Source organism: Roseibium sediminicola (assembly GCF_023156505.1).
Taxonomy (GTDB): Bacteria; Pseudomonadota; Alphaproteobacteria; order Rhizobiales; family Stappiaceae; genus Roseibium; species Roseibium sediminicola.
Genome location: NZ_JALNMJ010000025.1, coordinates 1 through 25,671 on the forward strand (window position 1 = coordinate 1; position 25,671 = coordinate 25,671).

Here is a 25,671-nt window from a genome sequence, read left to right on the forward strand (position 1 = left end):
GACGAAACGAAGACGTTCCTCCATTTTGGACACCTCTTGCCACGGCATCTACACCTCCCGAAAAACGGAAAGTGTTACCTATGTGTCCGGAACGTTCTGTCACCTATGTCTCAGGTCGGGCATTCTGCATCATCCATAGATCTGAATTCGCGCTTCCGGCTGAAGTCCGCGCGTTTCCCCTTGTGTCCGGCGCCTTTACCGAGGCGATTGCAGCCTGGCGGGGATACGCTGGAAAGCCATCCCGGGATCACGCGCCTGGTTCTGACGACTGGTCAATCTCAACAGCTTCCGCAAGTTTTTGGTATCGTGATAGGTTGACGATCCGGAGGAGCTCATGAGGATTTTGGCTTCATCACTGCTGTGTATCCTGCTTGGCTTGTCCAGCCCGCACGCCCTGGCCGACACGTTTCGTGTTGCCTCTCCCCATCTTGAGGGGCTGGTCAACGAGGACGGCGTGTCAGGCATGCTGATCGGCGCCGTCACCGAGATTTTCAGAAAGGCCGGTCACACCGTCGAATTTTCCGTGGTTCCGAGCCGCCGTGTCCCGGTCCTGCTCAGGCAGGGCGAAGTCGATTTCGCGATGCCGATCCTGGAAATCGAAATGTTCGAGTATCAGGACTTCAACACTACCCGGACCCTGCCGATGATTTTCCGGCGGGATTTTGTCTTTGTCCGTGAAGGAATGCCCATTCCGCACAAACCGGAAGAGCTGCGCGGCAAGACCCTGGCCGCGACGCTTGGCTACGGCCTCGATCCGACCATTCTCGAAGACAAGGACATCACCATCACCTACACCAACTCGGACCATTCCGCCGTCAGCATGGTGGACCGGGGTCGCGTCGATGCGTATCTCTCCGACGAATTCGTGGTCCGCCAGGCGATGAAGAAGGCGGGGATCGACAGCCTTATCCACGATCCGGAAAAGCCGATGTTCGTCTATGGCGCCGCACTGGTCGGGTCACAACCGCGGGCCGTCCTCTTGATCGAAACGCTCAACGACGCGATTTCCGCCATGTGGCGCGACGGCTCATTGCAACAGCATCTGCCTTTCAACAATGTCGAGGATTTCGAGATCTATATTGCCCGCAATCCGGACAATTCCTGACCGGGCAAGACGCACGGTTTGCACAGACAGAATTGAACCCGGTCTCTGCCCGACGAGTCCTTGTTTCCTCCCGCAAATCCAGACGCTTGATGCCAAACAGCATCCCTCCTTCCAAAACGCTTTCCGGCTCTCACACACTGGTGCTATCACGCTTGAATGATCCGCGCTTTGAAGGAAAACTGGGCTCTTTTTACCGGCATGCTGCTGCTGATGGCCTCCAACGGGCTGCTGGTCACGCTGCTCAGCGTGCGCAGCAGTGCCATCGGCCTGTCGGAGACCGCCATCGGGCTGATGCAGGCGGCCTATCCGCTCGGCGCGCTGGTCGGCTCGCTCTATGCGCCAAGGCTGGTGGAACGGGTCGGTCATGTCCGGGCCTTCGGTGCGCTGGCCTCGCTGTGTTCAATCTCCGCCATCGTGCATCTGATGACCAGTGATTTCTGGAGCTGGACCGCCATGCGGCTCCTGTCCGGGCTCTGTTTTCCCGGGCTCTATGTCATTGCCGAAAGCTGGCTCAACGCCAAGGCGGAGAACCGCTCCCGCGCCCTGACCCTGTCGGTCTATTTTGTCATCCAGACCCTCGGCGCTTCCATCGGGCAATGGATGGCCGGCTTTGAAAGCATGAGCGGCAGCCTGTTGTTCGGCCTTGCCTCGATCCTGATTTCGCTGTCGCTGGTGCCGCTCCTGGTCTCGACCAGTCCGGCGCCGGCCTATTCCGCGCCCGACCGGCTGTCGGCGCGCAAGTTCTTCAAGATCTCGCCGACGGCCATGCTGGGTGCCTTCTTCAACGGCATCCTGCAGGCGGCAATCTATGTCGCAGTCCCGCTTTACGGTCTAGCGGTGGGCCTTGGCACCAGCGACGCCGCCGGGCTGCTGGTCGCCGGCACGCTGGCAGGCGCCGCCGCGCAGTTCCCGGTCGGCTGGCTTTCGGACCGCACCGACCGGCGTCTGGTGATTGCGCTTCTCTCCCTGGCCAATCTGGCACTTTGCCTGGCCCTCTTCAGCGGTGCCTTCGACACCACGCTGCTGCCCGCTTTCGCCCTTGTCGGTGCCCTGTCCCTGCCGGTCTATTCGCTGTGCGTTGCCTATGCCAACGATCACCTGGCACCGAACCAGATCGTGCCTGCGAGCGGTACGCTGGTGCTGACGCTCAATGTCGGTGTTCTCTTCGGCGCTTTTGCCGGTCCGGCCGCAATCGGCCTTGCAGGCGCTGCCGGTCTGCCCCTGTTCATGGCTGCGGTCAGCGGTTTCACCGCCTGTGTCGCCCTGCTCCGGCAATTGCGCTCAGAGGCGCCGGAACACAGCGGCCCGGTCGCGCCGGTCTCCGTTCAGGGTGTCCAGTCAGTGGGGACGCTGCATCCGGATGCGGCTGCCAGCGACAAGGCGGACTGACCGCCCTTTGCCCTATCAAGGCCGCCCTAACCGACTCGTGCCGTGCTCTGGCGCGCGATGACCTCATAGCCCAGATCGACCACGGGCGTTTCCGGCTCAATGCCGGCGAGCGCGCCGGTCAGCATGCGCAATGCCTCCCGGCCCATGGCGAGGCGGAAGGTGCGCACCGAGGTGACCGGCGGATTGGCGGCGGCCATCATCTCAAGGTCGTTGAAGCCGCAGAGGCCAATGTCCTCAGGGATCCTGAGACCTCGGCGCTGGCATTCGAACAGGGCGCCGAGCGCAAGGTCATCGTTGTTGCACAGGATCGCGTCCGTTTGCGGTGCCTTTGACAGAAGATCGGCAACCAGTTCGCAGCCAAGTGTGACGGTCGAGGCGCGCGGCGTGGTCACGATCCGGGCCGGATCGAACACACCAGCCTTTTCCGCTGCCGCCTTGAAACCGGCGAGGCGCCGCTGGCTGCGCGGATCGAGCCGGGCGGCGATATACCCCGGACGCTCATAGCCGGCGTCCAGCAGGTGACGGGTCGCGGCGGCGGAGGCGTCGACATGGGAAAATCCGATCATCATGTCGAAGGGATCCGGCCCGCATTCCATGATCTGGACGATGCGGCAGTCCGCGCCCATCAAAAGTTTCGAGGTCTCCTCGGACTGGTCGAGACCTGAGAGGATCAGGCCGGCGGGTTTCTGGCTGAGGAAGGTGCGGACAAGGCTCTCCTCTTCAAGCGGAGAATAGCGGGAATTGCCGAGCTGGATCTGCCATTTCGAGCCTTCGGCAGCTTCGTAGATGCCGCGCATGACATCGGAAAAGACGTTGTTGGTGACAGACGGAACAATGACGCCGATGACATTGGTTTTGCCCGCGGCCAGCGCGCTCGCCGCCGGATCGGGCACATATCCCAGCCGGTCGACAACCGCCTTGATTTTCTCAAGCGTCTTCGCCGAGACCTTGTCCGGATCGCGCAGCGCCCGCGACACAGTCATAGCGCTAACACCAGCTTCCCTGGCTACATCAGCAATTGTTATTCGCAATTTAATCAGCCATTACAGATATTTAATGTCGAACTGTCGATTTTTCGGATGATAGACCAGAAAAAAAAAATTGACAAATGTTAGCGCTATCATTTTCAATACGAGCAACAGAGACACCAATTGAGGACGACCATGACGGGTGATTTGCCAAAGGCCGGAAGCGAAAGCGCCGTCGTCGTCATGGGCGTGTGCGGTGCCGGCAAAAGCCGTTTGGCACGCCGCCTGTCGGAATGTCTCGGCGTAGGCATGGTCGAGGCCGACGACTTTCACAGTCCGGCCAACAAGCGCAAGATGTCGGCGGGGGAAGCGCTCACCGATGCCGACCGCATGCCCTGGCTGGATGCGGTCGCCATGGCGGCCCGCCTGCAGCTTTATTGCACCGGCGGTGCCGTCGTCGCCTGCTCCAGCCTGAAACGCGCCTACAGGGAGCGTCTGCGGGCATCCCTGCCCGCGTGCCGCTTCATCCACTTGAGCGGACCACGCGCGCTGATCGCGGAGCGTCTCGCCAATCGTCAGGGCCATTTTGTCGGCGAGACCCTGCTCGACAGCCAACTGGCGACCCTCGAACCGCTCGAAGCCGGAGAAACCGGTTTCACATTGGAGATTTCAAGGCCGGTTGACACGCTTGTCGACATTGCCCTGGAAGAACTGCGGCAAGCCCCGCCGCCGATTGAAACCATCGCATCCTGATGATGCGATGTCCTTAAACGGGAGGAAGACATGCTGAAACACCTGAAAAGATCCGCTCTTGCCGCCGTCGCGGCCGGCGCTTTTGCAACCTCGGCCATGGCTGCCGACTATTCGTTCCGCTTCCAGTCCTCGGACCCGGCGGGCAACCCGAATTTCGAACTCCAGCAGGGCTGGACCGAAGCGGTCAAGGAAAAGACCGGCGGCCGGATCGAGATCGAGTTGCTGCCTGTGGAATCCATCGTCGCCCATAACGAGACCCAGGACGCGATCTCGGCCGGCATTCTCGACGGTCACATCACCGACACCTCCTATTTTGCCGGCAAGGACCCGGCCTTCGGTCTGATCGCCAACCCGGTCGGCGCCTGGTCCTCTCCGGACGAAATGTTTGCCTTCATGAGCAAAGGCGGCGGCAAGGAGCTGATGAACGAGCTGGTCGAGCCCTATGGCCTGCATTTCATTGGCGCGACCACACCGGGCCTGGAAGCCTTCGTGTCGAAAGTACCGCTCAATGGCGTCGACGACCTGAAAGGCCTGAAGATGCGCGCGCCGGAAGGCCTGGTGCAGCAGGTGTTTGCCGCGGCCGGCGCCGCGCCGGTGAACCTGCCGGGCTCTGAAGTCTTCACCGCGCTCGACAAGGGCGTGATCGATGCCGCCGACTATACGGTGTTTTCCACCAACCATGCCCAGGGCATGCATAAGGTTGCGCCGAACCCGGTCTATCCCGGCTTCCACTCCATGCCGCTCGTGGAAATCTCCATGAACAAGGCCAAGTGGGACGCCCTGCCGGATGACCTGAAGACCGCTCTGGAAGAAAGCGTCGCCGCATTCGCCAAGGCGCAGGTCGCAGCACTCGCCGAGCGTGACCTTGAGGCAGTGGCGGAAGCCAAGGCAAGCGGCGAAGTCACCGTCACCGACTGGTCGCCGGAAGAGCGCGCCAAGTTTCGCACCATTGCCACCGGTGAATGGGCCAAGGTCGCAGAGCGTTCGGACAACGCGCAGAAGGTCTATGACGTTCTGACGAGCTACCTGAAAGAAAACGGCCTGATGCAGTAAGCTGCCCGACAGGCAGTGGTTCAACGGGCGCCTGCGGGCGCCCGTTTCAAATCAAGGCCCCCTCTGTCGTCATCCCGGACGCAGCTGTGCTGCGATCCGGGACCGGGGAGCCGATTTCTGTCAGACTTTTCACGGCCTCACGCCGATCGATGCCGGTGGCTCACCGGTCCCGGCTCGCGCTACGCTTGGCCGGGATGACGATGGCCTGCAGAGATCCCAGAACATTGGCCTGAAACGTCGACGACGTGCTTGTGCAACGAACGGGAGGACACCGTGGCGGAACTGAACGAAGACATGCCAAAGGAACCCGATCCCGGCGCCATCGCCGAAGCGGGTCTTCTCGGCCGCTGGATCGACAAGGGCGGCTTGCTGTTTGCCGCGGGCATCGTCCTATCGATGCTGATCCTGCTGAATGAAGTGGTGCTGCGCTATCTCTTCAATGCGCCGACGATCTGGGCGCATGAGACCACCATCTTTCTTTGCGGCATGGCTTTTCTTTACGGCGGGCTCTACTGCACGGCGCGCGACCGGCATATCCGGGTGGTGCTGATCTATGACAGCCTGCCACCCCGCATGCGCCGGGTCTTCGACGTGGTCATCTCGCTGATTTGCATGATGGCAAGCGCCTTCTTTGCCTGGGCGTCCTGGTTGATGGTGCAAAAGGCGGCCTTCCGCCCGGATGGCAGCTTCCGCCTGGAGCGCTCCGGCAGCGCCTGGGATCCCGTCTTTCCCGGCCTGATCAAGGTCTTCCTGCTCGTCATCATGACCGTTATGGCCGTCCAGTTCCTGATCCTTGCCTATAACTACGCCAGGGGGCGCAAGTGATAGATTTCTTCGGCTCCCTCCAAGGCCTCGGCATCGAGACCGGCACCCTGCTCATGTTTGCGATGCTGCTGGTGCTGCTTGTCTCCGGCATTCCCCTCGCCTTCGTCACGCTTCTGGTTGCGCTGATCTTCGCCCTTGGCTGGTTCGGCCCGATGGTGGTGCCGCTGATCACCAGCCGGGTCTATTCCTTTGTCGGCTCCTTCGTCTTTGTCTCCGTGCCGATGTTCGTGCTGATGGCGGCGATCCTCGACCGGTCTGGCATTGCCCGGGACCTGTTCGACGCCATGAAGCTGGTTGGCGGCCGCCTGCGCGGCGGGGTTGCCATCCAGACCATCATCGTGGCCGTGATCCTGGCCGCGATGAGCGGTATCATCGGCGGCGAAGTGGTGCTGCTTGGCCTTGTCGCCCTGCCCCAGATGCTGCGGCTTGGCTATGACAAGCACCTGGCGATCGGCGTTGTCTGCGCAGGCGGCGCGCTCGGCACCATGGTGCCGCCCTCGATCGTCCTGATCATCTACGGACTGACCGCCAACGTCTCGGTCGGCGACCTCTTCACCGCCGCCTTCGTGCCCGGCCTGATGCTGGCCGGATTTTATGTCGCCTATGTGCTGATCCGGGCCTATCTCAATCCGAAGGTGGCTCCGATCCCGGATGGCGACCCGGTGCCGTTGGATGAGAAAATCCGTCTCCTCAAGGGCCTGATCCTGCCGCTGATGGTGGTCGCCGGTGTGCTCGGATCCATCTATGGCGGGGTCGCCAGCGTCACCGAGGCCTCCGCCGTCGGCGTTGCCGGAGTGCTCTTGTCAACCGTCGTGCGCGGTGAATTCTCACTCGGACTGCTGAAGGGCGCCGCCCTGCAGACGCTTCAGACCGTCGGCATGATCGTCTGGATCGGCATTGGCGCCAGCGCTTTGGTCGGCGTCTTCAACCTGATGGGCGGCATCAAGTTCGTCTCGGCGCTGATTTCCGGCATTTCCGACAACCCGACCATCATCTTGCTGTTCATGATGCTGATCCTGTTCGTGCTCGGCATGTTCCTGGACTGGGTCGGGATCGCGCTCCTGACAATGCCGATCTTCGTGCCGATCATCAAGGATCTGGGCTATGACCCGGTCTGGTTCGGGGTGCTGTTCTGCATGAACATGCAGGTCTCGTTCCTGTCGCCACCCTTTGGGCCCGCCGCGTTTTACCTAAAAAGCGTGGCGCCACCGGACATCACCCTGGCAACCATCTTCCGCTCCCTGCTGCCGTTCATCGCGCTGCAGATCCTGGCGGTCGGGATCCTGCTGTTTTTCCCCGGCATCACCGGGCGGTAGGAAACGCTTCGGAAAAACAACAACCGCCCGTGAAAACGCGGGCGGTTTTCTTTTTCGACTACCCCTCTCCCAGTCATCCCGGACGAAGCGAAGCGGAGATCCGGGACCGGGGAGCCCGTGCGCCATTGTTGGTCTCGTGGCTCCCCGATCCCGGCTCGCGCTACGCTAGGCCGGGATGACGAGGGAGGGGGGACCAAGTTTGCAGGATGCTACAGCCCCTGCCCTACTCCCCGGGCTGTTGCTCCAGAGAGCGCGCGGCATCTATTTCATTGTGGAGCCGTTCCTCTTCATGGGCCGCCGGGGTAATGAAGCGGCCGAGCAGCAGATAGGCCACCGGGGTCAGGAACAGGGTTGAGACCGTAGCCAGGCCAAGGCCGCCGACAATGACATAGCCGAGCGCGATGCGCGCTTCGGCGCCCGCGCCGCTTGCCATGATCAGCGGCACGCCGCCAACGATCGTGCAGATCATTGTCATCATCACGGGCCTCAGCCGGATATTGGCGGCATTCTCGATCGCTTCGCGAACGCCCTGGCCGCGGTCGCGCAGCTGGTTGGCGAATTCGACGATCAGGATACCGTTCTTGGCCATGATACCGACCAGAAGCACCAGCCCGATCTGCGAATAGACATTCAGCGTCGTGCCGGTCAGCAGCATCGCGAAGACCGCGCAGGCAAGGCCCAGCGGTACGGTCGCCATGATGATGATGGCGCTGACGAAGCTCTCGAACTGGGCCGCCAGCACGAGCAGGATGATGACGATGGCAAATCCGAAGGTGCGCGTCATCGACGAAGACTGCTCGCCCAGCGTTGCCGTCTCGGCGAGCGGTACGATGCGCGCGCCCGGCGGCAGCAGCGGTTCGGCGATCCGGAGCGCTTCCGCATAGGCGCTGCCAAGCGCGAAATCCGGCGCCAGCGCCGAAGTCACGGCAACCGAACGCATCTGGTATTCGCGTTCCAGAGCCGGCGGCACCGCCTTTTCCTCAAGGCTGGCGATGGTCGACACCGGCACGAACCGTCCGTCCCCGGTCTTGATAAAAATGTTCTCCATATCGGTCGGGTCATTGATCGGGTTGGTGGTCGAGACGAATTTCACATCATAGGCCTGGTCGTTGATGAACACCTGGCCGATCTTGCGCCCGTCGAGCATGGCCTGCATCGCGTTGCCCAGGCCGTTGATGTCGATGCCGAGATCGGAAGCCCGTTCCCGGTCGACGGACACCGACAACTGCGGCTGGGTCGCCTCGCTGGACAGACGGACCTGACGAAAACGCGGATCCTTTTCCATCTCGGCGATGATCTTCTCGGCCGTCTCGCCAAGCTGTGCATAGGGAATGCTGCCGGCCACGGCAAATTGCAGGCCCGAGCCCGCGCCGCGAATGCCCAGGCTGTTGGGCTGGAACGCGAAGGCGCGCACGCCCGGTACATTGCGCACCAGCCCGTTGACCTCGGCGAGGATTTCCTGCTGCGAGCGAGCGCGATCTTCCCAGGGCGCCAGACGCATCACCATGAAGCCGGTGTTCTTGGAGCCTCGCGCCCCGGCAATGGAGAAGATGCTGTTGATTTCTCCGCTCTCGCGGTAGGGCTCCAGAAGCTCCTCGATGCCGCGCATCTGCTGGGAAAGGTAGTCCAAGCTGACCCCTTGCGGCGCTGAGATGCGCAGGAAGGCGAGCGACCGGTCCTCAGATGGGGTCAGTTCGGATTTCAGCGTTCCGAACAGGACACCTGCCGTCGCCGCGAACAGAAGCGAAATGGCCACGACCACAACGGGCGCGTCCAGGCACCAGTGCAGGCAGCGCCTGTAGAGGCCGCTCAGGAAGCGGCCGAACGCGCCGACGGGGCCGCTGTGTCCATTCGAGGCACCCTGCTTGCCCAGATCCGTGCCGGATTTCAGGATCCGGGAAGCCAGCATCGGACACAGGGACAGGGCCACAATCGAGGACAGGAAGACGGCAATCGCCAGAACGAAGCCGAATTCACGGAAGAGACCGCCGGTCTGCCCGGGCAGGAAGGACAGGGGTACGAAGACCGCGATCAGCGTGGCGGTCGTTGCCAGCACCGCGAAGAAGACTTCCTCCGTGCCAAGGACGGCGGCCGCGCGCGGACCGATGCCCTCGTTGCGGCGGCGGACGATGTTTTCCAGAACGACGATGGCGTCATCGACCACCAGGCCCGTCGCCAGCACCAGGGCCAGCAGAGTCAGGATGTTGATCGAGAATCCGGCCAGATAAATCGCCGCCAATGTGCCGATCAGCGCAACAGGCAGCGACACGCCCGGAATGATAGTCGCACGCCAGTCCCAGAGAAAGATATAGATGATCAGCAGCACGATGGAGACCGCTATGGCGAGTGCGATCTCGACTTCATTGATGGCGCCGTTGATGAAGATGGCGTCGTCGCTGGTGACCTCGATATTGGTGCCTTCCGGCAGGGTTTCCTGTATGCGCGCGGCGGCGGCGCGCACGCCTTTGGAAATCTCGAGCGTGTTCGACTGGGCCGAACGGATCACGCCAAGACCGATGCCGGACTTGCCGTTTGCCCGCAGCTGGGTCTGGCCGAGATCGGGCCCGAGGGTGACGGTGACAAAGTCACGGAGCCGCGCCCGGCGGTTGATGATGATGTTCTCGAAGGCTTCCGGCGAGTTGACAGCCGCGCTCGCGCGCACGATCAGGTCCTGGGTTGGGCTGGTCAGCGAACCGGCAGGCGTGTCGAAGGCCATGGAGGACAAAGCATTGGCAACATCGGCGATGGTCAGGTTAAGGCTGGCCATCTTGGCCTGGTCGATGTCGATCCGGAAAATTTTCTCGCGATCGCCATAGACCTGGACATCGGCGACACCCGGCACCGCTGCCAGGGTGTCGGAAACCTGGTCTTCCACCAGCACGGTCATGTCCTCGACCGTCATGCGGTCAGAGGTCAGCGCCAGGCGGACAACCGGCTGCGCGTTGGCATCGGCCTTGATGATACGCGAGGGATCGGCGTCTTCCGGCATGTCGTTGAGAATGCGGCCAAGCGCATCCCGCATATCCGAGGCGGCGACGTCGAGATCGACCTCGTCGGCGAATTCGACCACCACACGGCTGCGCCCGAACGAGGATGAGGAAGAGATCGCCTTGACACCCGAAACACGGGCCACCGCCCCTTCGATCAGGCCGGTCACCTCCCGGTCGATGGTCTCGGCGGAAGCGGAGCGGTAATCCGTGCTCACCGTGATCACGGGCCGGTCCACGTCGGGAAGCTCGCGCACCTCGATGCCGAAGATCGCGGCAATGCCGGCAACCACGATCAGCATGTTGATCACAAAGGCAAGCACCGGGCGCCGGACAAACAGGCCGGTGAACCCGAGATCCTTCAAACGATCCATTTTCATGAGCGCCTCACAAAGCTCAGGAACCGCTTTTGGCGGAGACCGGTTCCGGCGGCGCGTCCGCAGCCGGAGCCTGTTTGCGGTTGGCAACCGTCACGTCCGCGCCCTGGCGGACCAGATGAATGCCTTCGGTGACAACTTCGTCCGCAGGGGTCAGCGCCGCGTCGACCAGCACGCTGTCGGTGTTGCGCTGAATAATGTTGATCGGGACGCGCACGCCCTTGCCATCGCGGACCGCCCAGACAAAGGCGCCATCGGAGCCCCATTGCACGGCGAGCGGGTCGACGGCGGGATAGTTGTCGCCAGGAAATTTCATCGACACCTGGAACGACATGCCGGCGCGCAGCTTGTCGGCCTCATTGGGGAACCGGGCACGGACCTGAAGCGTTCGGCTGTCGATGTCGATGCGGTTGTCGACAGCACTGATCACGCCTTCGAAGGTCTCGCCCGGGCGGGCGACCGAGGTCGCGGTGATCGGCGAGCCGACCCGGATCGCGGAGGCGTAGCGTTCCGGCACCCAGAAATCGACCAGAACTTCGCTGCGATCGTCGATGGTGGCAATGACGGATTGCGAGGTCACGTAATTGCCGGCCGTGATCGGCAGGATGCCGACAACACCGCCGATCGGTGTCTCGATCGAGCGTCTGGACAGGGCAAGCTGCGCTTCCCGTAGTTGAAGCCTCGCATTGTCCACCGTCAATTCGGCATCGGTGACCTGGACAGCAGTGGCTGTGTTGGACTTGCGCAGCTGTTCCATGCGCTGGAGCCGGGCTTCGGCATCCTTCAGACCATTCGCCGCCCGCTCGACCGCGATCTGCTCGGCGTCGGAATCAAGCTTGGCGATGACATCGTCCGGCTTCACCGTTGCGCCGGACTGAACCAGAACCTCGGTCAGGGTACCGCTGGTATAGGGCGTGACCGCGACGGACTGCAGCGCGGTGCTGGTGCCGATGGCGGACAGGCGGTCGTTGATGGTGATCTCGACAACCGGCGTCGTCACGACCGCTCCTTGCGGTCCGCCCCGGCGGCGCTGCGGTTTGTCGCCTTCCGAAGGCGCTGCGTCAGCAACGGCAAAATCCAGCCAGTCAATGCCCCAGGCGGACAGATAGGTATTCGCGCCGGGGTAATAGCGAACCCAGAGACCGGCCGCGATGACCAGGACCACGAGGGTCAAAAAGAGCTGTTTCCAAATCGACACCGATTGCTCCACCAAGCCTGCGCAGTCGAATCCGCGCCAGTGTGCCACCCACGATCATTGCTCTACGGCAAAACCCGTAGCCCACCAAACGATTTAGTGTCGCAAAGTGTATTGGGAAGTGCGGCCAACGGGGAAGAATTCTACCGCCGCCGCCCTGAAATGCGGAATTTTCCGGTTTCAGGGGGCCCGGAGATGCCGAAAGCTACGTCTGGTTCCGGATCAGGGTCTTTGGCAGTCCGCTCGAACAATCATTCAGTCCCCGGCCGCCTCGATCCGTCGAAGCGAGGTCTGGCGGTTAAGGATCTGCCTGCGGATGAAGGCGATCAGGAAGATCCCGGTCAGGATCAGGATGATGGTCGGTGCCGGCGCGCTGTCGAGGAAAAAACTGGCATAGGTTCCGGCCAGCATGGAGGCCATGCAGACCAGAACGGACACCCACAACATGGAGCCGAAGGTGCGCACCAGCAGGAAGGCAATAGCGCCTGGTGCGATCAGGAGGCCGATGGCCAGGATCAGGCCCGCTGCGGAGAGCGTCGCGACAATGGTCAGGGACAGCGCCGCCAGCAGACCGTAATGCATCAGGTTGACCGGCAGGCCGGAAGCCTTTGCCTGGGCGGCGTCGAAACTGTGCAGGACCAGGTCCTTCCACTTCAGCACCAGCAGGCCGCCGACGACCATCGCGATGATCCCCGCCGTGATCAATTCATGGCGCTCGACGCCCAGCATGTTGCCGAACAGGATGTGGTCCAGATGGGCGTTGGACTCGATGGAGACGTAAAGCACGATGCCGAGCCCGAACATGCCGGAAAAGACCACACCCATGACCGTATCCTGCTTCACCCGGCTGTTGCCGGAGAGATATCCGGTCGCCAGCGAACAGACCATGCCAGCGGCAAAAGCGCCGATCAGCAACGGAATGCCGAGAATATAGGCGAGCACAATGCCCGGCAGGATGGCGTGGCTGACAGCGTCACCCATCAGCGCCCAGCCCTTCATGACCAGAAAGCAGGACAGCAGCGCGGTCGGAATGGCGACGATGATGCAGATCAGGAAGGCGTTCTGCATGAAGGGAAAGCGGAACGGCAGCAGAAGCGTGTCGAGATCCATCAGAGTGCCTCCCCTTGTGCCGCCGGCCCCTTGCGCAACGCTTCGGCGGCCTTGCGGCGGGCGGCCAGGAGGCCGTGTTTCGGAGCCAGCAGGAAAGTCATCAGGAAGATCAGCGTTTGCAGGGTGACGATGATGCCGCCGGTGGCGCCATCAAGGAAATAACTCGCATAGGCCCCCAGGAAACTCGTCAGCGCGCCGATGGCGACGGAAAGCGCGATCAGACGCGGAAAGCGGTCGCAGATCAGATAGGCGGTCGCGCCCGGGGTCACCACCATGGCGATGACCAGAAAGGCACCGACTGTCTGCATGGCCGCGACAACGGAGGCTGACAGCAGCACGAAGAAGATCGCTTTCAGCAGCCCTGGTTTCAGGCCGATTGTGCGCGCGTGGTTCTCATCGAAGAAGGTGACCATCAGGTCCTTCCATTTGGCGAGCAGGATCGCCAGCGAGACAAAACCGATAATGGCGAGCTGCAGCGTGTCCTCCGGCGTGATCGCCAGAATGTTGCCCATGGTGATGGTCTGGATGGAGACCGACATCGGATTGACGGAGACGATGAACAGGCCAAGGCCAAAAAAGGACGTGAAAATCAGGCCGATGATCACGTCGACCTTGAGACCGGAGCGTTCGGACAGGAACAGCATGGCGCCGGCCGCCATCCCGCCGGCGATGAAGGCGCCAAGCGAAAACGGCAGCCCCAGAATATAGGCCCCGGCAACGCCGGGAACGACGGAATGGGACAGGGCATCGCCGATCAGCGACCAGCCCTTCAACATCAGGTAGGCGGAGAGAAAGGCGCAAACGCCGCCAACGAGGGCGGACACCCACATAGCGTTGGTCATGTAGTTGTAGGTGAAAGGCTCCAGAAGCACGTCCATTATTTGTCGGCCTCTTCCGGCACACCTTCGCCGTCGCCGGGTGCCACCGTGCTGGTCTGAACCTTATCGCCATATTGCACAAAGGGCCGTTCGTCGTCGGTCAGGATGGTGACCGTGCGCTGGTCGCCATCGGTGTGCAGGGTCTGGTCGGAAATGGTGAAATGGCGCAGGACACCGCCAAAGGCCTTTTCCAGATTGTCACGGGTGAAGGTGGTTTCCGTCGGGCCGTAATCGAGCACCGTGCCCTTGACCAGCACCGTCCGGTCGCAGAATTCCGGGACGGAACCGAGATTGTGGGTCGAGACCAGCATTACCCGGCCTTCGTCCCTGAGTTCCTTCAAAAGGGCGACGATCTGTTCCTCGGTCTTCACATCCACTCCGGTGAAGGGCTCGTCCAAGAGGATCACCTGTCCGTCCTGGGCGAGCGACCGTGCCAGAAAAACCCGCTTGCGCTGGCCGCCCGAAAGCTCGCCGATCTGCCGATGGCGGAAGTCCTGCATGTTGACGCGCCGGAGCGCCTCTTCGACGGCTTCGTGATCCGCTTTTTTCGGCCTGCGCAGGAATCCCATTTGGCCGTATCGGCCCATCATGACGACATCTTCGACCAGCACCGGGAAGGACCAGTCGACCTCTTCCGACTGGGGCACATAGGCGACCAGGTTCTTGCGGAGCGCCTCCTTGACCGGAAGACCGAGGATCCGGATCCGGCCCTTGGCTGCCGGCACAAAGCCCATGATCGCCTTGAAGAGGGTCGACTTGCCGGCACCGTTGACGCCGACCAGCGCGGTCACCGTGCCGCGCGGAATGGTAAAACTGGCGTTCCACAGGGCCGTGTGACCGTTCCGGTAGGTTACGGTCACGTCTTCGGCGGACAGGCCACCGTCATCCGCTTGGGCGGTCATGTCCATTTCCGCATCCCTGACTAACTGCAGCATCGGCCTCGCCTATTAAAATGCACAATTCACGCGTTCACAATCGCTGCTCTGCAGCGCATGCCATCAGGTCGAGAAGGTCCGGACCCATTCAGTCCGTCGCGGACTTCAATCCTTCCGCGACCGTGCCGGAGGTCACCTTCAGGAGATCCAGGTAGGTCGGCACCGGGCCGTCGGCCTCGCTTAAGGAATCGACATAGAGCTCGCCGCCGTAGCTGGCACCCGTTTCGCGCGCGACCTGCTTGGCGGGCGCGGTGTTGACCGTGCTCTCGCAGAACACGACCGGGATCTCATTGTCTCTTACGCCGTCAATCACGGAGCGGACCTGTTGCGGCGTACCGACCTGATCGGCATTCATCGGCCACAGATAGAGTTCCTTCATGCCGAAATCGCGCGCAAGGTAGCTGAAGGCGCCTTCACAGGTCACCAGCCAGCGCCGGTCTTCCGGGATTTCGGCGACCGCCTGGCGCAGGGGTTCAATGGTGGCCCTGAGCATTTCCTTATAGGCGTCTGCGTTCTGCTCATAGACCGATGCATTGTCCGGATCGTGTTTAGCAAATGCCTTTTCGATGTTGTCGATATAGATCAGCGCATTGTCGAGGCCCATCCAGGCATGGGGATTGGGCTTGCCCTGATAGGAGCCCGAGCTGATCGCAATCGGATCGATGCCGTCGGTCAGGGTCGCAGACGGCACGTCGCCCAGGTTGGACAGGAACTGTTCGAACCACAGCTCCAGGTTCATGCCGTTCCACAGGATCAGATCCGCGTCGGATGCCCGGACAATGTCCTGAGGTGTCGGCTGATAGCCATGGATCTCCGCGCCCGGCTTGGTGATGGACACCACCTCGGCGGCATCGCCGGCGACATTCTGGGCAATATCGGCGAGTACGGTGAAGGTGGTGACCACCTTCATCTTGTCCGCAGCGAGTGCAGCCGAGGACAGACCCGCGGCAAGCGCCGTGAGAGAAGCAGTCAGAACCAGTTTTTTGAGCATCACCATGTCCGGGTAAGAGGTTATCTTCCTGCAAGTGATATTGCAAATCATTTGCAACTGTCAAGCCAGTTGCGAATGAGTTGCAGTTTCATGAGAGCTAAAAAATTGCCCGTTCAGGGGCGGGTCGAGGCACATCCGAGAAATTTGAGCAAAGTCAGCCGGCCTTGGTGCTGGCGACGTTTTCCATTTCTTCAAAACAGACCGTCTGATTGCGGCCGCCATGCTTGGCCGCATAAAGCGCCTTGTCCGCATGGTTCAGGAAATCATCAAGACTGTGCAGCGTGTCCAGGGGCGCCCAACTCGAAAGACCCAGGCTGGCGGTCACGGAAATCATTTCGCCGCGATGCTGGATTTCCGTTGCCGCGATCTTCTGCCGGATGCGTTCGGCAACGGCCATCGCGCCACAGCGGTCGGTGGACGGCAGCAGCACGGAGAACTCCTCGCCGCCAACCCTGGCGGCGAGGTCAATACCGTCGCGGAGTTCGCCTTCGATGACCCGGCTGACCGCCTTGATCGCTTCGTCGCCCATGTCGTGGCCATAGGTGTCGTTGACCGATTTGAAATGATCGATGTCCAGCGTGAGTAAAGACAGAACCTGACCGTAGCGCTTCGCCCGCGCCACCTCGTCTTCCGCGACTTCCATGAAGCGGCGACGGTTCGCAAGCCCGGTCAGCGGGTCGGTTGTCGCCAGCTGCTCCAGCTTCCGGCGCAGGGCCTTTTCTTCCGTGACATCCACCGCCGCCCCGACAATGGAGGGCCGGCTTTCGCCGTCCAGCACCATTCTGGCCTTGTAGATCACGACATCCCGGGCCGGCATGCCATTGTCCGGCACGATCTGGCGCTCATAGACATGGCGGTTCTGAGGGCTATCAAGCAGATCCTGATCTGTCTCCTCGATCCATTTGGCAACATCTTCGCCATAGATCTCCGTGGTCGTCTTGCCGAGAATATCGTCGGGTTTCCGGCCATGCAGGCTGGCAAAGGCCTGGTTGATAAGGTCCGTGCGCCCATCACCGTTGCGACGGTAGATCGGTACGGGAATGACATCGATCAGGGTCTGCAGGGACAAACGATCCCTTTCGGATTGACGCAAGAGACCCGCCTTCTCTGCGGCCGCCTTCTTTCTTGCGGCTTCCGACAGCACGTACCAGAAGATCAGGATCCCGAGAAAAACAAGAATGAGCCCAATGCTCAGGGCCGTGGTCTGGTAGATCCGCCCTCTGGTATCCGCGAGATAATCTAGGGACGGAAGGTAGGCGACATCCCATCTGGTGCCCGCAACTGCCACCCGTCCGGGTATCGACGCGGCTTCCTCTTCGCTCAAGGTGCCCTCGCGGTCGAAAGTCTCCCGCCACCCGGCTGCCGTTGCCTCAATCAACTCGGGGCGGTCGTTTCTCAGCAGGACCAGCCGGTGATGCGGCAATTCATGGCCATGAAGAATACGAACCAGTTCCTGTGGCCGGAAGCTGATCATCAGGAGCCCGCTGGTCTCGTCGGTCGCGGTCCAGCGCGCACTCAGATCAAAATGATAGTTGTGGGCCTGAGGATGGATGAAAGGATGATAGTCCGGAGCAACAGCGTTGCCCGCATGCCCATGTAGTTTTTCGACCGCAGAGACAAGCGCAAACTCATGCATGTCCGTTCGGCAGGCCTGCCCTACAAACTCACCTAGATCATCAGGTACAAACTCGCCGTCAGACCGTCGGGCGACGTATGTAAAATGTCCTGGAAAATAGTCCGAGACGAGCGATCGGATTTTCGTGTCCAGGTCTTCTTCTTCCGGGTTCTTCACCAGCGTATTCAACAGCTCGGCGTGATTCTTGGCAAAAGCCTGAACCAGCACTTTGCGCCGCTCGACAAAGTCTCGGATATACGCGGCCGCATCGTTCGACGAGCGCTCCATGGCGGCATATTCGCCTGTTTGGAAACTTGTCAATTCGCGTTTCGCCGAGACGCCGAGGAAACCAGCGGCGACAACACCGCCCAAAACAGACGCAATCAGCAAAGGTAAGGTGCTTGTCGCTTTGAACATTTCCAGGTCCCTCCGCAAAGGAAACTATCCAAATAGTCTTACCAATTTAACTGTTACCCGAACTGGGCACCTCGTAATATTTACGATGAAAATCAATTTTGTTCCGAAACTGGACCACTCAATTTTAAATACATCATCATTTTTCCCTGACTGTACCCGATCGACCAGATATGACGGCCTCCAGCCCAGCCAGGAGCGAATGGGCTGGAGACTTGGCCAGGGTTTCGAGTGTCGTCAGGCAATAAACTGCGCCGCGAAGACCCAGGTGGCGCCGGTCATGGAGTTGTCGCCGGGGCCACCCGACAGAATGGTCCGCCCATCTCCACTGAGCGCCACGGACGTTCCCTGAAGAGCCTTGCCGGACGCTCCCGTACCCACCAGTTTCTCGCCGCATTGCAGCCAGGTACCGGAGTTTTTCTGAAAGACCCAGACGGCCCCCTCATCGGAATTGTCGTCGTCGCCGCCAACGGCAATCGTCTTGCCATCCGACGATATGGCGACCGCGCCGCCCTGCCCGGCCGTTCCCGTTGCCCCGGTCCCGACAAGCTTGCTGCCCTCCTGGGTCCAGATGCCGCTGGTGCGCGTGAAGATCCAGGTCGCGCCGGTCTGGCCGTTGTCCTGGTTTTCACCCAGAACGAACGTGCTTCCATCATGGGAGACAGCGAGCGCCGTATTCTGGCCATACGGGTCCGGCACGCCGCCGGAGCCTGTCAGATAGTTGCCCTGTTGCTGCCAACCGCCGGAATTGGCGAAGACCCAGACCGGCGCCGTGTCCTGCACTTCCAGAGCACTGCCGATGACAAGCGTCTGCCCGTCCCCCGACAGAGCCAGCGCGGCGCCCTGGTTGGCCTTGCCGCTGTAACCGGAACCGACGAGCTTGCTGCCGGATTGGGACCACGTGCCGGTCGAGCGGGTAAAGATCCAGACCGCACCGACGGCATAATCATCGCCATTGCCGCCGATTGCGGCCGTGTTGCCATCGGCCGACAGGCCGACGGCCGCGCCCTGCATCGGTTCACCGACATAGCCCGACCCGACCAGTTTGGCGCCCTGTTGCGTCCAGATCCCGTTTGTGCGGGTAAAGACCCACGCCGCGCCCACAAGACCGTTGTCACCGCTGCCGCCGGCAATCACGGTGTTGCCGTCCTCTGAAATTGCAACCGAGGTTCCAAGACCCGGGGCTCCGACGCCATCGCTGCCGGTCAGCTTTGCACCCTGCTGAGTCCAGCTGTCGCCGCTCCGGACAAATATCCAGATCGCCCCGGTGCCCTCGTTGTCGTTGCTGCCACCGACCACGGCGGTCGTCCCGTCCGCGGAAATCGCGACGGTGCCCTGCTGGCTGTCGCCAAGCGCGTTGGATCCGACGAGTTTTGCGCCAAGCTGCGCATAAGGGGCGAAGACCGGATAATCCGATGATGTGTCTTCTGCTTCCGGCCGTTCTGAAATGCTCATGACTGCTCCTCCCTTGAGGCTGTATCGGAGCGCGGGTTGCGCAACGCAGAAACACACTCAATCAATAGTTTTAAGATTTTGAAAAACAGCCAAAAGAAGAGAGGGTGCCCAAACAAAAAGCCTCCGGCCGAACGGCCGGAGGCTCGAATTGAACCGAGATCCTCTCAAGTCAGGCCGCAGCGACCCGGTTGAGGAAAGTCTCGATGCCCCGTTTCAAGTCGCCGCTGCGGTTGCTGAGATCGCCGGACGCGGTCAGGACATCGCCCGAAGCTTCCTTGGTCTCATCGACGGCTTGTGCGAGACGGGCCATGTTTGACTGCACAGCCTGCGTGCTTTGCGCGGCCCGCTGGACGTTTCCGGAGATTTCGTTTGTCGCCGAGCCCTGCTGGCTGACCGCGGCCGAAATCGCCTGGGTGTAGCCATTGACCTCTTCCATCGTGTCGGAGATCGCAGCGATCGCCGTCACGGCCTCGCTGGTGGAGGACTGGATGGTCTGGATCTGCGAGGAGATCTCCTCCGTTGCCTTGGAGGTCTGGGTCGCCAGTTCCTTCACTTCCGCTGCGACCACCGCGAAGCCCTTGCCGGCTTCACCGGCCCGCGCTGCCTCGATCGTGGCGTTGAGTGCCAAAAGATTGGTCTGCTCGGCAATCGCCTGAATGAGCGTGACCACTTCGCCGATCTTGGAAGCAGCTTCCGCCAGGCCCTGAACCTTTCCGTTGGTCTCGTGCACCGCACTTGTGGCCGAGGTAACGATGTCGGAGGAGCGCTGCACCTGGTCACCGATTTCGGCGATGGAGGCGGACAATTCCTCCGCCGCGCCGGCCACGTTTTCAACGCTCATGCTGGCATCTTCACTGACGCGGGCCGTGTCGCCCGCCTGGGCCGCACTGCTTTCGGCAATGCCGCCGAGCGCCGACGATGTTCGCGACATGCCCGCGGCCGTCTCATCGAGGGCGCCGAGCAGCCCCTGGACCTCCTCACGGAAGCCGGCGATCAGCCGTTCGATCTCCACCTGGCGGGCATTCTGGGCCTCGCGATGGGCATTGGCCTCGCCTTCGAGGCGGACGCGCTCACGGGCATTTTCCTGGAACACCTGGACCGTCCGGCTCATGTCACCGATTTCATCGCGCTGATCGGTGGACGGAATCGTCACATCGATATCGCCTTCCGCCAGACGCCCCATGGCTTCGGTCAGCGACCGGGTCGGCCGCGTGATGACAAGGGACAGGACAAAGGCCAGGAGGCCGCCGACAACCACCGCCGCCACAAGCGCCACCGCAATCAGCCCGAGCGCGGTATCGGCGCGGGCATAGGCACTGGCGGACTGCGCTTCGGTCAGACCGGCAATCACCCGCCGGACATCGGCCGAGATTGCCACAAGCGATTCCCGTTTGATGTCGAAGGCATCCTTGGCCGTCACCATGCCGGCAAATTCGGTCTCGTAGGCAGAGACTTCCTGCTCGATCGCCGCCACCGCATCGGTGATTTCTGGGAACGCGGCGCTGTCGGCCTTGAGGAGGTTCGCCAGATAGCGCAGGGTCTCGATCCGGTTGACGACTTCGTCTGCGCCCATAGATTCAAAGCCTGCGAAGAACTCCATGGTCGCGGAGCGGATTTCCAGCGAAGCCCGCAGGAATTTCGACGCGTTCACATTGACCAGTTCGACAATGCCGAGTTTGGAGGACGCCGCGCCGGCGATCTTCTTGGCCTCGTCGGTTGCCGCGTAAACCTCCTTGCGCAAGGCGGAGGCACGATCGTGAAGATCGCTCAAGCCAGCAACCAACTCAGCCGCCAATGATGCGGCGACCGGACCCGGCTGCGCGCCTTCGCCCTCGGGCTTCGGCAGTTTCGCGGCAAGGCCCTTGGCGGCCTCGGCAAAATCCTTCAGTTTCGCGGCATCCACCCCGTCGACCTTGAGCTTGGCAGATTTCTTGGCTGTCTTTTCCATGTCCTCGATGCCAGCCAGAACAGTGGTGGAAATCTCCGCCGTGAGGTCAGCACCCGCGCCTGCCTCGGCCATCAACGCCACAAGCTCCGCCGCGCCGTCCTCGATGTCGGAGAGGCCCCGGCCGATCTTGTCGCCCCGGTTGCGGCTGCCATCGGCCTTCTTGGCCGCACTGCCGGCATCGCGCTGGATCTTGGTCATCTGATCGGTGATCCGCACCGCCTGCGTTTCCAGACCGACGGCCGAACGCAGAAGCTTGTCGACCTGGGTACGCCGGTTTTCAACCGCGACAACCACGCCCTCGAACTCGCCGCTCAGGCGGCCGACCAGAGCAATCGCTTCTTCAGTCGCTTCGTGGCCGCTGCCCGTGCCCGACACCTCGTCGAGCGCCACCAGCGAGGCTTCAAGCTGAGCGATTTGCGCGGCAGCGGCATCGGCAAGCTCGGCGCTGCGGCCGGAGAGATAAGCTTCCTGCGCCTGGGCGACCTGCTGCAGATTGGCCATGGCTGTGGTCGCCTTGGCGCTGACATCCGACTGGGACCGGAGCCCGAGGATCGCGGCCGTGCCGACGGCGCCAACCGCCGCAGCCACCAGGATCATGGTGACAAACCCGCCGCCGACCTTCGCGGAGAAGCGGGCATTCTTCAATGGTGTAAGCAGCTTGGACATGTTTCCCCCGCAGTTTCCTTAAGTGAAAGCGCAGGGGGTTAATGAATTGATGCAGTTTTTCGGGACGACTTCTTGTTTCAGAAGGCGAATTAAATCCGACGTCGTTTTGTCTTTGCCAGCAAAGAGATACTTCCGGATTTTTATCTAAGTTTTTTTGCCCGAAAAAAATCAGGCACTCTGCTGAAAAAGCAGGCAGCCCCGGAATACTACCCATGAGCGTTAAATTCGGACTGATTCAACCCGCGTCAAAAGCACAGTCGGATTCGGCCTTGATACTCATTCTTACAGCATCAAGGCCCAGAATCACCGGGCTCTGGCTGCCTCGAGCAGGGCCTCAAGCTCTGTCAGATTGCCGATCCGGTTGGCCATCAGCAGGATCAGCCGGGCGTTGAACGCATCGCTCTCCGCCTTGCTGAGACCCTCATGCGCCGTCAGCAGCCGGGCGTAGAATTCGTCCGGCTTGTCCAGTTTCGGTGCCGTCACGCTGTCCGTCATGCTGCCAGTTCCTTTTTGCCGAGAGCAATCGCCAGAGCCTGTTCGACTGCCGTCTCATCGAATCCCGTCCAGCGGGCGGCCACATGCTGGTCCGGACGTATCAGATAGACCGCCGACCCGACCTCCCCAAGATAGCGGTGTTTCAGGTCGCGGTTGATCTGGTTCGCGGCAATGGTCAAGCCCGTAATCTGGATGCCATCGAGTTCCATCTTTGCTGGCACCTCGGCCCCCAATCCCAGAAGCAGGAAGTCGCCGCCGATGCGGTCCAACAGCCAGCCTTCGGCAAACGGGGCGTCCACGGCTGGACTGCCGGGTCGGGTGCGCGCGGGCAGTCCCGCCGCGTCCGGACCGTTCAGCGGCGAGCCGTCATAGATGCAGGGCACGGAGAGGCGCCCGGAATTCACCAGCGGGCGCGCGAATTCGAAATGTTCCGAGAGATCGAGTACGGCGTCGCGGAAAATCCGGCTGATTTCGGATTTCGGCGTGATGAAGTCGGTCGAGCGCGAGCTCTGCAGGATGTTCTCGTCCGCCGCCATTTCCCGCTCGACCGCATAACTGTCGAGCAGGCGCTCCGGTGCCTTGCCGTCCAGCACCAGTTTCAGCTTCCAGCCGAGATTGTCGGCGTCCTGGAAGCCGGAATTGGCGCCGCGCGCGCCGAAGGGCGAGACCTGGTGTGCGCTGTCGCCGGCAAAGATCACCCGGCCATGGCGGAACTGTTCCATGCGCCGGCACTGGAAGGTGTAGATCGACACCCATTCCAGGTCGAACTCGACATCCGGCCCGAGCATGTCCTTGAGCCGCAGGATGACGTTTTCCGGCTTTTTCTCTTTTTCCTTGTCAATGTCCCAGCCGAGCTGAAGATCAATGCGCCAGACCCCGTCGGGCTGCTTGTGCAGGAGCGCGGACTGATCCTTGTTGAAGGGCGGGTCGAACCAGAACCAGCGCTCGGTCGGAAAATCCGCCTTCATGATCACGTCGGCAATCAGGAAGTTGTCCTCAAACACCCGGCCGACAAAGTCGAGATCGAGCATCTTGCGCGTCGGTGACCCGGCACCGTCACAGGCGATCAGCCAATCGGCTTCCAGATTGTAGGCCCCTTCCGGCGTTTCGACGGTCACCAGAGTGTGGTCGTCATAGGCGGTTAGGTTGGCAACCTTGTTGCCGCCGCGGATTTCCACCGGCTTGCCTTCGGCCTGCAAGGCCCGGATGCGCTCGACCAGGAACAGTTCGCAGTAATATTGCTGGAGGTTGATAAAGGCCGGGCGTTTGTGGCCCTCTTCCGGCAGCAGGTTGAAGTCATAGACCTGACGGTCGCCGAAAAAGACCTTGCCGACATTCCAGACGACACCCTTGTCCTCCATCTCGTCGCCGCAGCCGAGCCGGTCGAAGATCTCAAGAGACCGCTTGGAGAAACAGATCGCACGGGAACCGACGCTGACCTTGTCATTGTCGTCGAGCACGACCACCGGCACATCCGCCTGGGCCAGATCGATTGCCGTGGCGAGACCCACCGGTCCAGCGCCGATGATCACCACGGGGTGGCGTACCGGCGACGGCGCGTCCTGGTCCGGCGACCACTTGTAAGGGTAAAGCGGCGCTTCGAAGAGTTTGGTCACAGGGTCTCCTCCCGGCTCCTGCGTCAGAGATATTTTTCGGCCGCCGGATGGCGGTCGAAATCGAGAAAGAATTCATCAAGCTGCGGCGGGGCGACGTCCGTTCCCGCCAGCATGGCATGCACCTGGCCCCGATGATGGATCTGGTGCTGGAACAGATGCAGCAGCGTGTTGGCGACGGTTTCTTCAAACCGGCCATTCTTGCCGCGGTCCTGCACCACCTTGCGGTCCAGATCGGTTTTTGTGAGCCCGTCGCAGAAGCCGATCAGCATCCGGTCGAGCAGTTCCTGGGCTTCCTTCAGCTCCGCGGCCGTTTCCAGATGCGGTGCATCGAAGACCGTGAGCCCCCTTCCCTCTTCCCTCAAAGCATCGAGGTAATAGCGGTCGACCTCCCAGTTGTGATTGAGGGTCTCCCGGATCGACGGAAAGAAATTCGTCCGCTCCGCCGCGAACGCCTCCTGCGAAAGCCTGCAGCAGGCTTCATAGAGACGCTCGTTGGCATAGGCGTTATTACGCGCCATCAGGTGGATGTGGTCGAGGGCGGTGGTCATGCCTCAGCCCTGCAGGTCCGCCCACATCCTGGCGTCACGCTCGGCTGTCCAGATGCGCGGCGTGTCGATGCCGAGCGCTTCGTCATAGGCGCGGGCGACGTTGAACGGCAGGCAATGTTCGTAGATCGCGTAGTCCTTGAACTTCGGATCGCATTCGGCGCGGCAGGCGTCCCAGGCTTCTTTCAGCGATCCGCCGCCCTGGGCGATCCGGGCGACCGGACGGTAGGTAGAAGACACAAAATCGGCGGTGTTGGTCAGCGCCTTGCCCACCATGTCCTTGCCGACCAGCGCATCGCCGCGGCCCGGCGCGATGGCTTCCACATCGAAGGAGCGGATGGCCTCCAGTGTCGTCGGCCAGTCGTTGAAATGGCCGTCGCCGCAGTAGCAGGCCGAGTGGTATTCGACAATGTCGCCGGTGAACATGACGTTCGCGTCCGGCACGTGGATGACGATGTCGCCGGCCGTGTGGGCGCGGCCCAGGAACCGCAGGTCGACCCGGCGCTTGCCGAGATAAACCGTCATGCGGTCGTTGAAGGTGGTTGTCGGCCAGGTGAGCGGCGGGATATCGTTGACATTGTCATAGCCCATGAACAGACGCGGGAAGCGCATGAATTCCGATTCCCGGTCTTCCGCGCCGCGTTCCACGACCATGGACCGGGCCTTCTGGCTCATGATCACAGTCGGCGCCTTGTAGGCGGCCGCCCCCAGCACGCGTACAGCGTGGTAATGCGTCAGCACAAGATGGCTTATCGGCTTGTCGGTGACGGACCGCACCTTCTCGATTACCTTGTTGGCGAGTTCCGGAGTCGCCTGCGCCTCGACGATCATGACGCTGTCATCACCTATGATGACACCGGTGTTCGGATCGCCCTCGGCGGTAAAGGCCCAGAGGTCCTTGCCGATCTCGGTGAAGGAGATCTTCTTCTCGCTCATGTCTCCGGCGGATGCGAATTGCTTGCTCATACTGCCTCCCCGCCCAAGCAGGGTCCCTTGATAAGAATTTTTGGCTTTAGGAAGTGGGACCCCCACCCC

General features: G+C 61.6%; 20 protein-coding genes. 6 read left to right on the forward strand and 14 right to left on the reverse strand.

Annotated features, from left to right (window positions below):
* The first annotated feature begins 334 nt into the window (after nt 1-334).
* Together M0H32_RS24750 and M0H32_RS24755 are read left to right on the forward strand one after the other, a co-directional pair.
* The gene (locus M0H32_RS24750; RefSeq protein WP_248158776.1) at nt 335-1,105 is read left to right on the forward strand and encodes a substrate-binding periplasmic protein; all 771 of its coding nucleotides are present in this window, start codon (nt 335-337) and stop codon (nt 1,103-1,105) included.
* Nucleotides 1,106-1,261: 156 nt separating this feature from the next.
* Nucleotides 1,262-2,494, forward strand: coding sequence for an MFS transporter (locus tag M0H32_RS24755; RefSeq protein ID WP_248158778.1), 1,233 nt, complete (start codon nt 1,262-1,264; stop codon nt 2,492-2,494).
* A gap of 26 nt (nt 2,495-2,520) precedes the next feature.
* On the opposite strand, the gene gntR is transcribed toward M0H32_RS24755, so the two are convergent.
* On the reverse strand, nt 2,521-3,525 hold the full coding sequence (gene gntR, locus M0H32_RS24760; protein ID WP_345779363.1) for an HTH-type transcriptional regulator GntR: 1,005 nt from the start codon (nt 3,523-3,525) through the stop codon (nt 2,521-2,523).
* 132 nt (nt 3,526-3,657) lie between these two features.
* On the opposite strand from gntR, the gene M0H32_RS24765 reads away from it, so the two are divergent.
* From M0H32_RS24765 to M0H32_RS24780, 4 genes are all read left to right on the forward strand, one after another.
* Nucleotides 3,658-4,215: a gluconokinase gene (locus M0H32_RS24765; protein ID WP_248158782.1), complete on the forward strand. Its 558-nt coding sequence runs from the start codon at nt 3,658-3,660 to the stop codon at nt 4,213-4,215.
* A 30-nt stretch (nt 4,216-4,245) separates the two neighbouring features.
* Nucleotides 4,246-5,268, forward strand: coding sequence for a TRAP transporter substrate-binding protein (locus tag M0H32_RS24770; protein ID WP_248158785.1), 1,023 nt, complete (start codon nt 4,246-4,248; stop codon nt 5,266-5,268).
* Between the two features lie 273 nt (nt 5,269-5,541).
* A complete protein-coding gene (locus M0H32_RS24775; protein ID WP_248158788.1) occupies nt 5,542-6,093 on the forward strand; it encodes a TRAP transporter small permease subunit in 552 nt (183 codons plus the stop codon).
* 53 nt (nt 6,094-6,146) lie between these two features.
* Nucleotides 6,147-7,409 carry a TRAP transporter large permease gene (locus M0H32_RS24780; protein WP_248158988.1) on the forward strand — a complete coding sequence of 421 codons (1,263 nt, stop codon included), beginning with the start codon at nt 6,147-6,149 and terminating at the stop codon, nt 7,407-7,409.
* A 223-nt stretch (nt 7,410-7,632) separates the two neighbouring features.
* Here M0H32_RS24780 and M0H32_RS24785 read toward each other — a convergent pair whose 3' ends face one another.
* The 13 genes from M0H32_RS24785 to M0H32_RS24845 all read right to left on the reverse strand — a co-directional run bounded on the left by M0H32_RS24785 (nt 7,633) and on the right by M0H32_RS24845 (nt 25,602).
* A complete protein-coding gene (locus M0H32_RS24785; protein WP_248158792.1) occupies nt 7,633-10,776 on the reverse strand; it encodes an efflux RND transporter permease subunit in 3,144 nt (1,047 codons plus the stop codon).
* Between the two features lie 16 nt (nt 10,777-10,792).
* Nucleotides 10,793-11,971, reverse strand: coding sequence for an efflux RND transporter periplasmic adaptor subunit (locus M0H32_RS24790; RefSeq protein ID WP_248158795.1), 1,179 nt, complete (start codon nt 11,969-11,971; stop codon nt 10,793-10,795).
* Between the two features lie 252 nt (nt 11,972-12,223).
* The gene (locus tag M0H32_RS24795; protein WP_248158798.1) at nt 12,224-13,078 is read right to left on the reverse strand and encodes a metal ABC transporter permease; all 855 of its coding nucleotides are present in this window, start codon (nt 13,076-13,078) and stop codon (nt 12,224-12,226) included.
* A complete protein-coding gene (locus tag M0H32_RS24800; protein ID WP_248158801.1) occupies nt 13,078-13,956 on the reverse strand; it encodes a metal ABC transporter permease in 879 nt (292 codons plus the stop codon). The genes M0H32_RS24795 and M0H32_RS24800 overlap by 1 nt, the downstream gene beginning before the upstream one ends.
* Nucleotides 13,956-14,864, reverse strand: coding sequence for a manganese/iron ABC transporter ATP-binding protein (locus M0H32_RS24805; RefSeq protein WP_425607363.1), 909 nt, complete (start codon nt 14,862-14,864; stop codon nt 13,956-13,958). The genes M0H32_RS24800 and M0H32_RS24805 overlap by 1 nt, the downstream gene beginning before the upstream one ends.
* A 115-nt stretch (nt 14,865-14,979) precedes the next feature.
* Nucleotides 14,980-15,888 carry a metal ABC transporter substrate-binding protein gene (locus M0H32_RS24810; protein WP_248158805.1) on the reverse strand — a complete coding sequence of 303 codons (909 nt, stop codon included), beginning with the start codon at nt 15,886-15,888 and terminating at the stop codon, nt 14,980-14,982.
* A gap of 148 nt (nt 15,889-16,036) precedes the next feature.
* Nucleotides 16,037-17,914, reverse strand: coding sequence for a diguanylate cyclase (locus tag M0H32_RS24815; RefSeq protein WP_248158808.1), 1,878 nt, complete (start codon nt 17,912-17,914; stop codon nt 16,037-16,039).
* Between the two features lie 234 nt (nt 17,915-18,148).
* On the reverse strand, nt 18,149-19,366 hold the full coding sequence (locus tag M0H32_RS24820; RefSeq protein ID WP_248158811.1) for a WD40 repeat domain-containing protein: 1,218 nt from the start codon (nt 19,364-19,366) through the stop codon (nt 18,149-18,151).
* 169 nt (nt 19,367-19,535) lie between these two features.
* Nucleotides 19,536-21,980, reverse strand: a complete 2,445-nt coding sequence (locus M0H32_RS24825) for a methyl-accepting chemotaxis protein (protein ID WP_248158814.1) — start codon at nt 21,978-21,980, stop codon at nt 19,536-19,538.
* A 303-nt stretch (nt 21,981-22,283) separates the two neighbouring features.
* Complete coding sequence (locus M0H32_RS24830) at nt 22,284-22,475, reverse strand: DUF2783 domain-containing protein (RefSeq protein ID WP_248158823.1); 192 nt, start codon at nt 22,473-22,475, stop codon at nt 22,284-22,286.
* A complete protein-coding gene (locus M0H32_RS24835) occupies nt 22,472-24,091 on the reverse strand; it encodes an FAD-dependent oxidoreductase (RefSeq protein WP_248158826.1) in 1,620 nt (539 codons plus the stop codon). Before M0H32_RS24835 ends, M0H32_RS24830 begins: the two co-directional genes overlap by 4 nt.
* A gap of 23 nt (nt 24,092-24,114) precedes the next feature.
* On the reverse strand, nt 24,115-24,639 hold the full coding sequence (locus M0H32_RS24840) for a DinB family protein (RefSeq protein WP_248158827.1): 525 nt from the start codon (nt 24,637-24,639) through the stop codon (nt 24,115-24,117).
* Between the two features lie 3 nt (nt 24,640-24,642).
* A complete protein-coding gene (locus M0H32_RS24845) occupies nt 24,643-25,602 on the reverse strand; it encodes an MBL fold metallo-hydrolase (RefSeq protein WP_248158830.1) in 960 nt (319 codons plus the stop codon).
* Between the last annotated feature and the right edge of the window lie 69 nt (nt 25,603-25,671).

What these genes read in the sequence shown, in the direction of transcription:
- M0H32_RS24750 (WP_248158776.1), top strand. Translation starts at nt 335, where the DNA reads ATGAGGATTTTGGCTTCATCACTGCTGTGTATCCTGCTTGGCTTGTCC.
- M0H32_RS24755 (WP_248158778.1), top strand. Translation starts at nt 1,262, where the DNA reads ATGATCCGCGCTTTGAAGGAAAACTGGGCTCTTTTTACCGGCATGCTG.
- M0H32_RS24765 (WP_248158782.1), top strand. Translation starts at nt 3,658, where the DNA reads ATGACGGGTGATTTGCCAAAGGCCGGAAGCGAAAGCGCCGTCGTCGTC.
- M0H32_RS24770 (WP_248158785.1), top strand. Translation starts at nt 4,246, where the DNA reads ATGCTGAAACACCTGAAAAGATCCGCTCTTGCCGCCGTCGCGGCCGGC.
- M0H32_RS24780 (WP_248158988.1), top strand. Translation starts at nt 6,147, where the DNA reads ATGTTTGCGATGCTGCTGGTGCTGCTTGTCTCCGGCATTCCCCTCGCC.
- M0H32_RS24785 (WP_248158792.1), bottom strand. Translation starts at nt 10,776, where the DNA reads ATGAAAATGGATCGTTTGAAGGATCTCGGGTTCACCGGCCTGTTTGTC.
- M0H32_RS24795 (WP_248158798.1), bottom strand. Translation starts at nt 13,078, where the DNA reads ATGGATCTCGACACGCTTCTGCTGCCGTTCCGCTTTCCCTTCATGCAG.
- M0H32_RS24800 (WP_248158801.1), bottom strand. Translation starts at nt 13,956, where the DNA reads ATGGACGTGCTTCTGGAGCCTTTCACCTACAACTACATGACCAACGCT.
- M0H32_RS24805 (WP_425607363.1), bottom strand. Translation starts at nt 14,864, where the DNA reads ATGGACATGACCGCCCAAGCGGATGACGGTGGCCTGTCCGCCGAAGAC.
- M0H32_RS24810 (WP_248158805.1), bottom strand. Translation starts at nt 15,888, where the DNA reads ATGGTGATGCTCAAAAAACTGGTTCTGACTGCTTCTCTCACGGCGCTT.
- M0H32_RS24815 (WP_248158808.1), bottom strand. Translation starts at nt 17,914, where the DNA reads ATGTTCAAAGCGACAAGCACCTTACCTTTGCTGATTGCGTCTGTTTTG.
- M0H32_RS24820 (WP_248158811.1), bottom strand. Translation starts at nt 19,366, where the DNA reads ATGAGCATTTCAGAACGGCCGGAAGCAGAAGACACATCATCGGATTAT.
- M0H32_RS24825 (WP_248158814.1), bottom strand. Translation starts at nt 21,980, where the DNA reads ATGTCCAAGCTGCTTACACCATTGAAGAATGCCCGCTTCTCCGCGAAG.
- M0H32_RS24830 (WP_248158823.1), bottom strand. Translation starts at nt 22,475, where the DNA reads ATGACGGACAGCGTGACGGCACCGAAACTGGACAAGCCGGACGAATTC.
- M0H32_RS24840 (WP_248158827.1), bottom strand. Translation starts at nt 24,639, where the DNA reads ATGACCACCGCCCTCGACCACATCCACCTGATGGCGCGTAATAACGCC.
- M0H32_RS24845 (WP_248158830.1), bottom strand. Translation starts at nt 25,602, where the DNA reads ATGAGCAAGCAATTCGCATCCGCCGGAGACATGAGCGAGAAGAAGATC.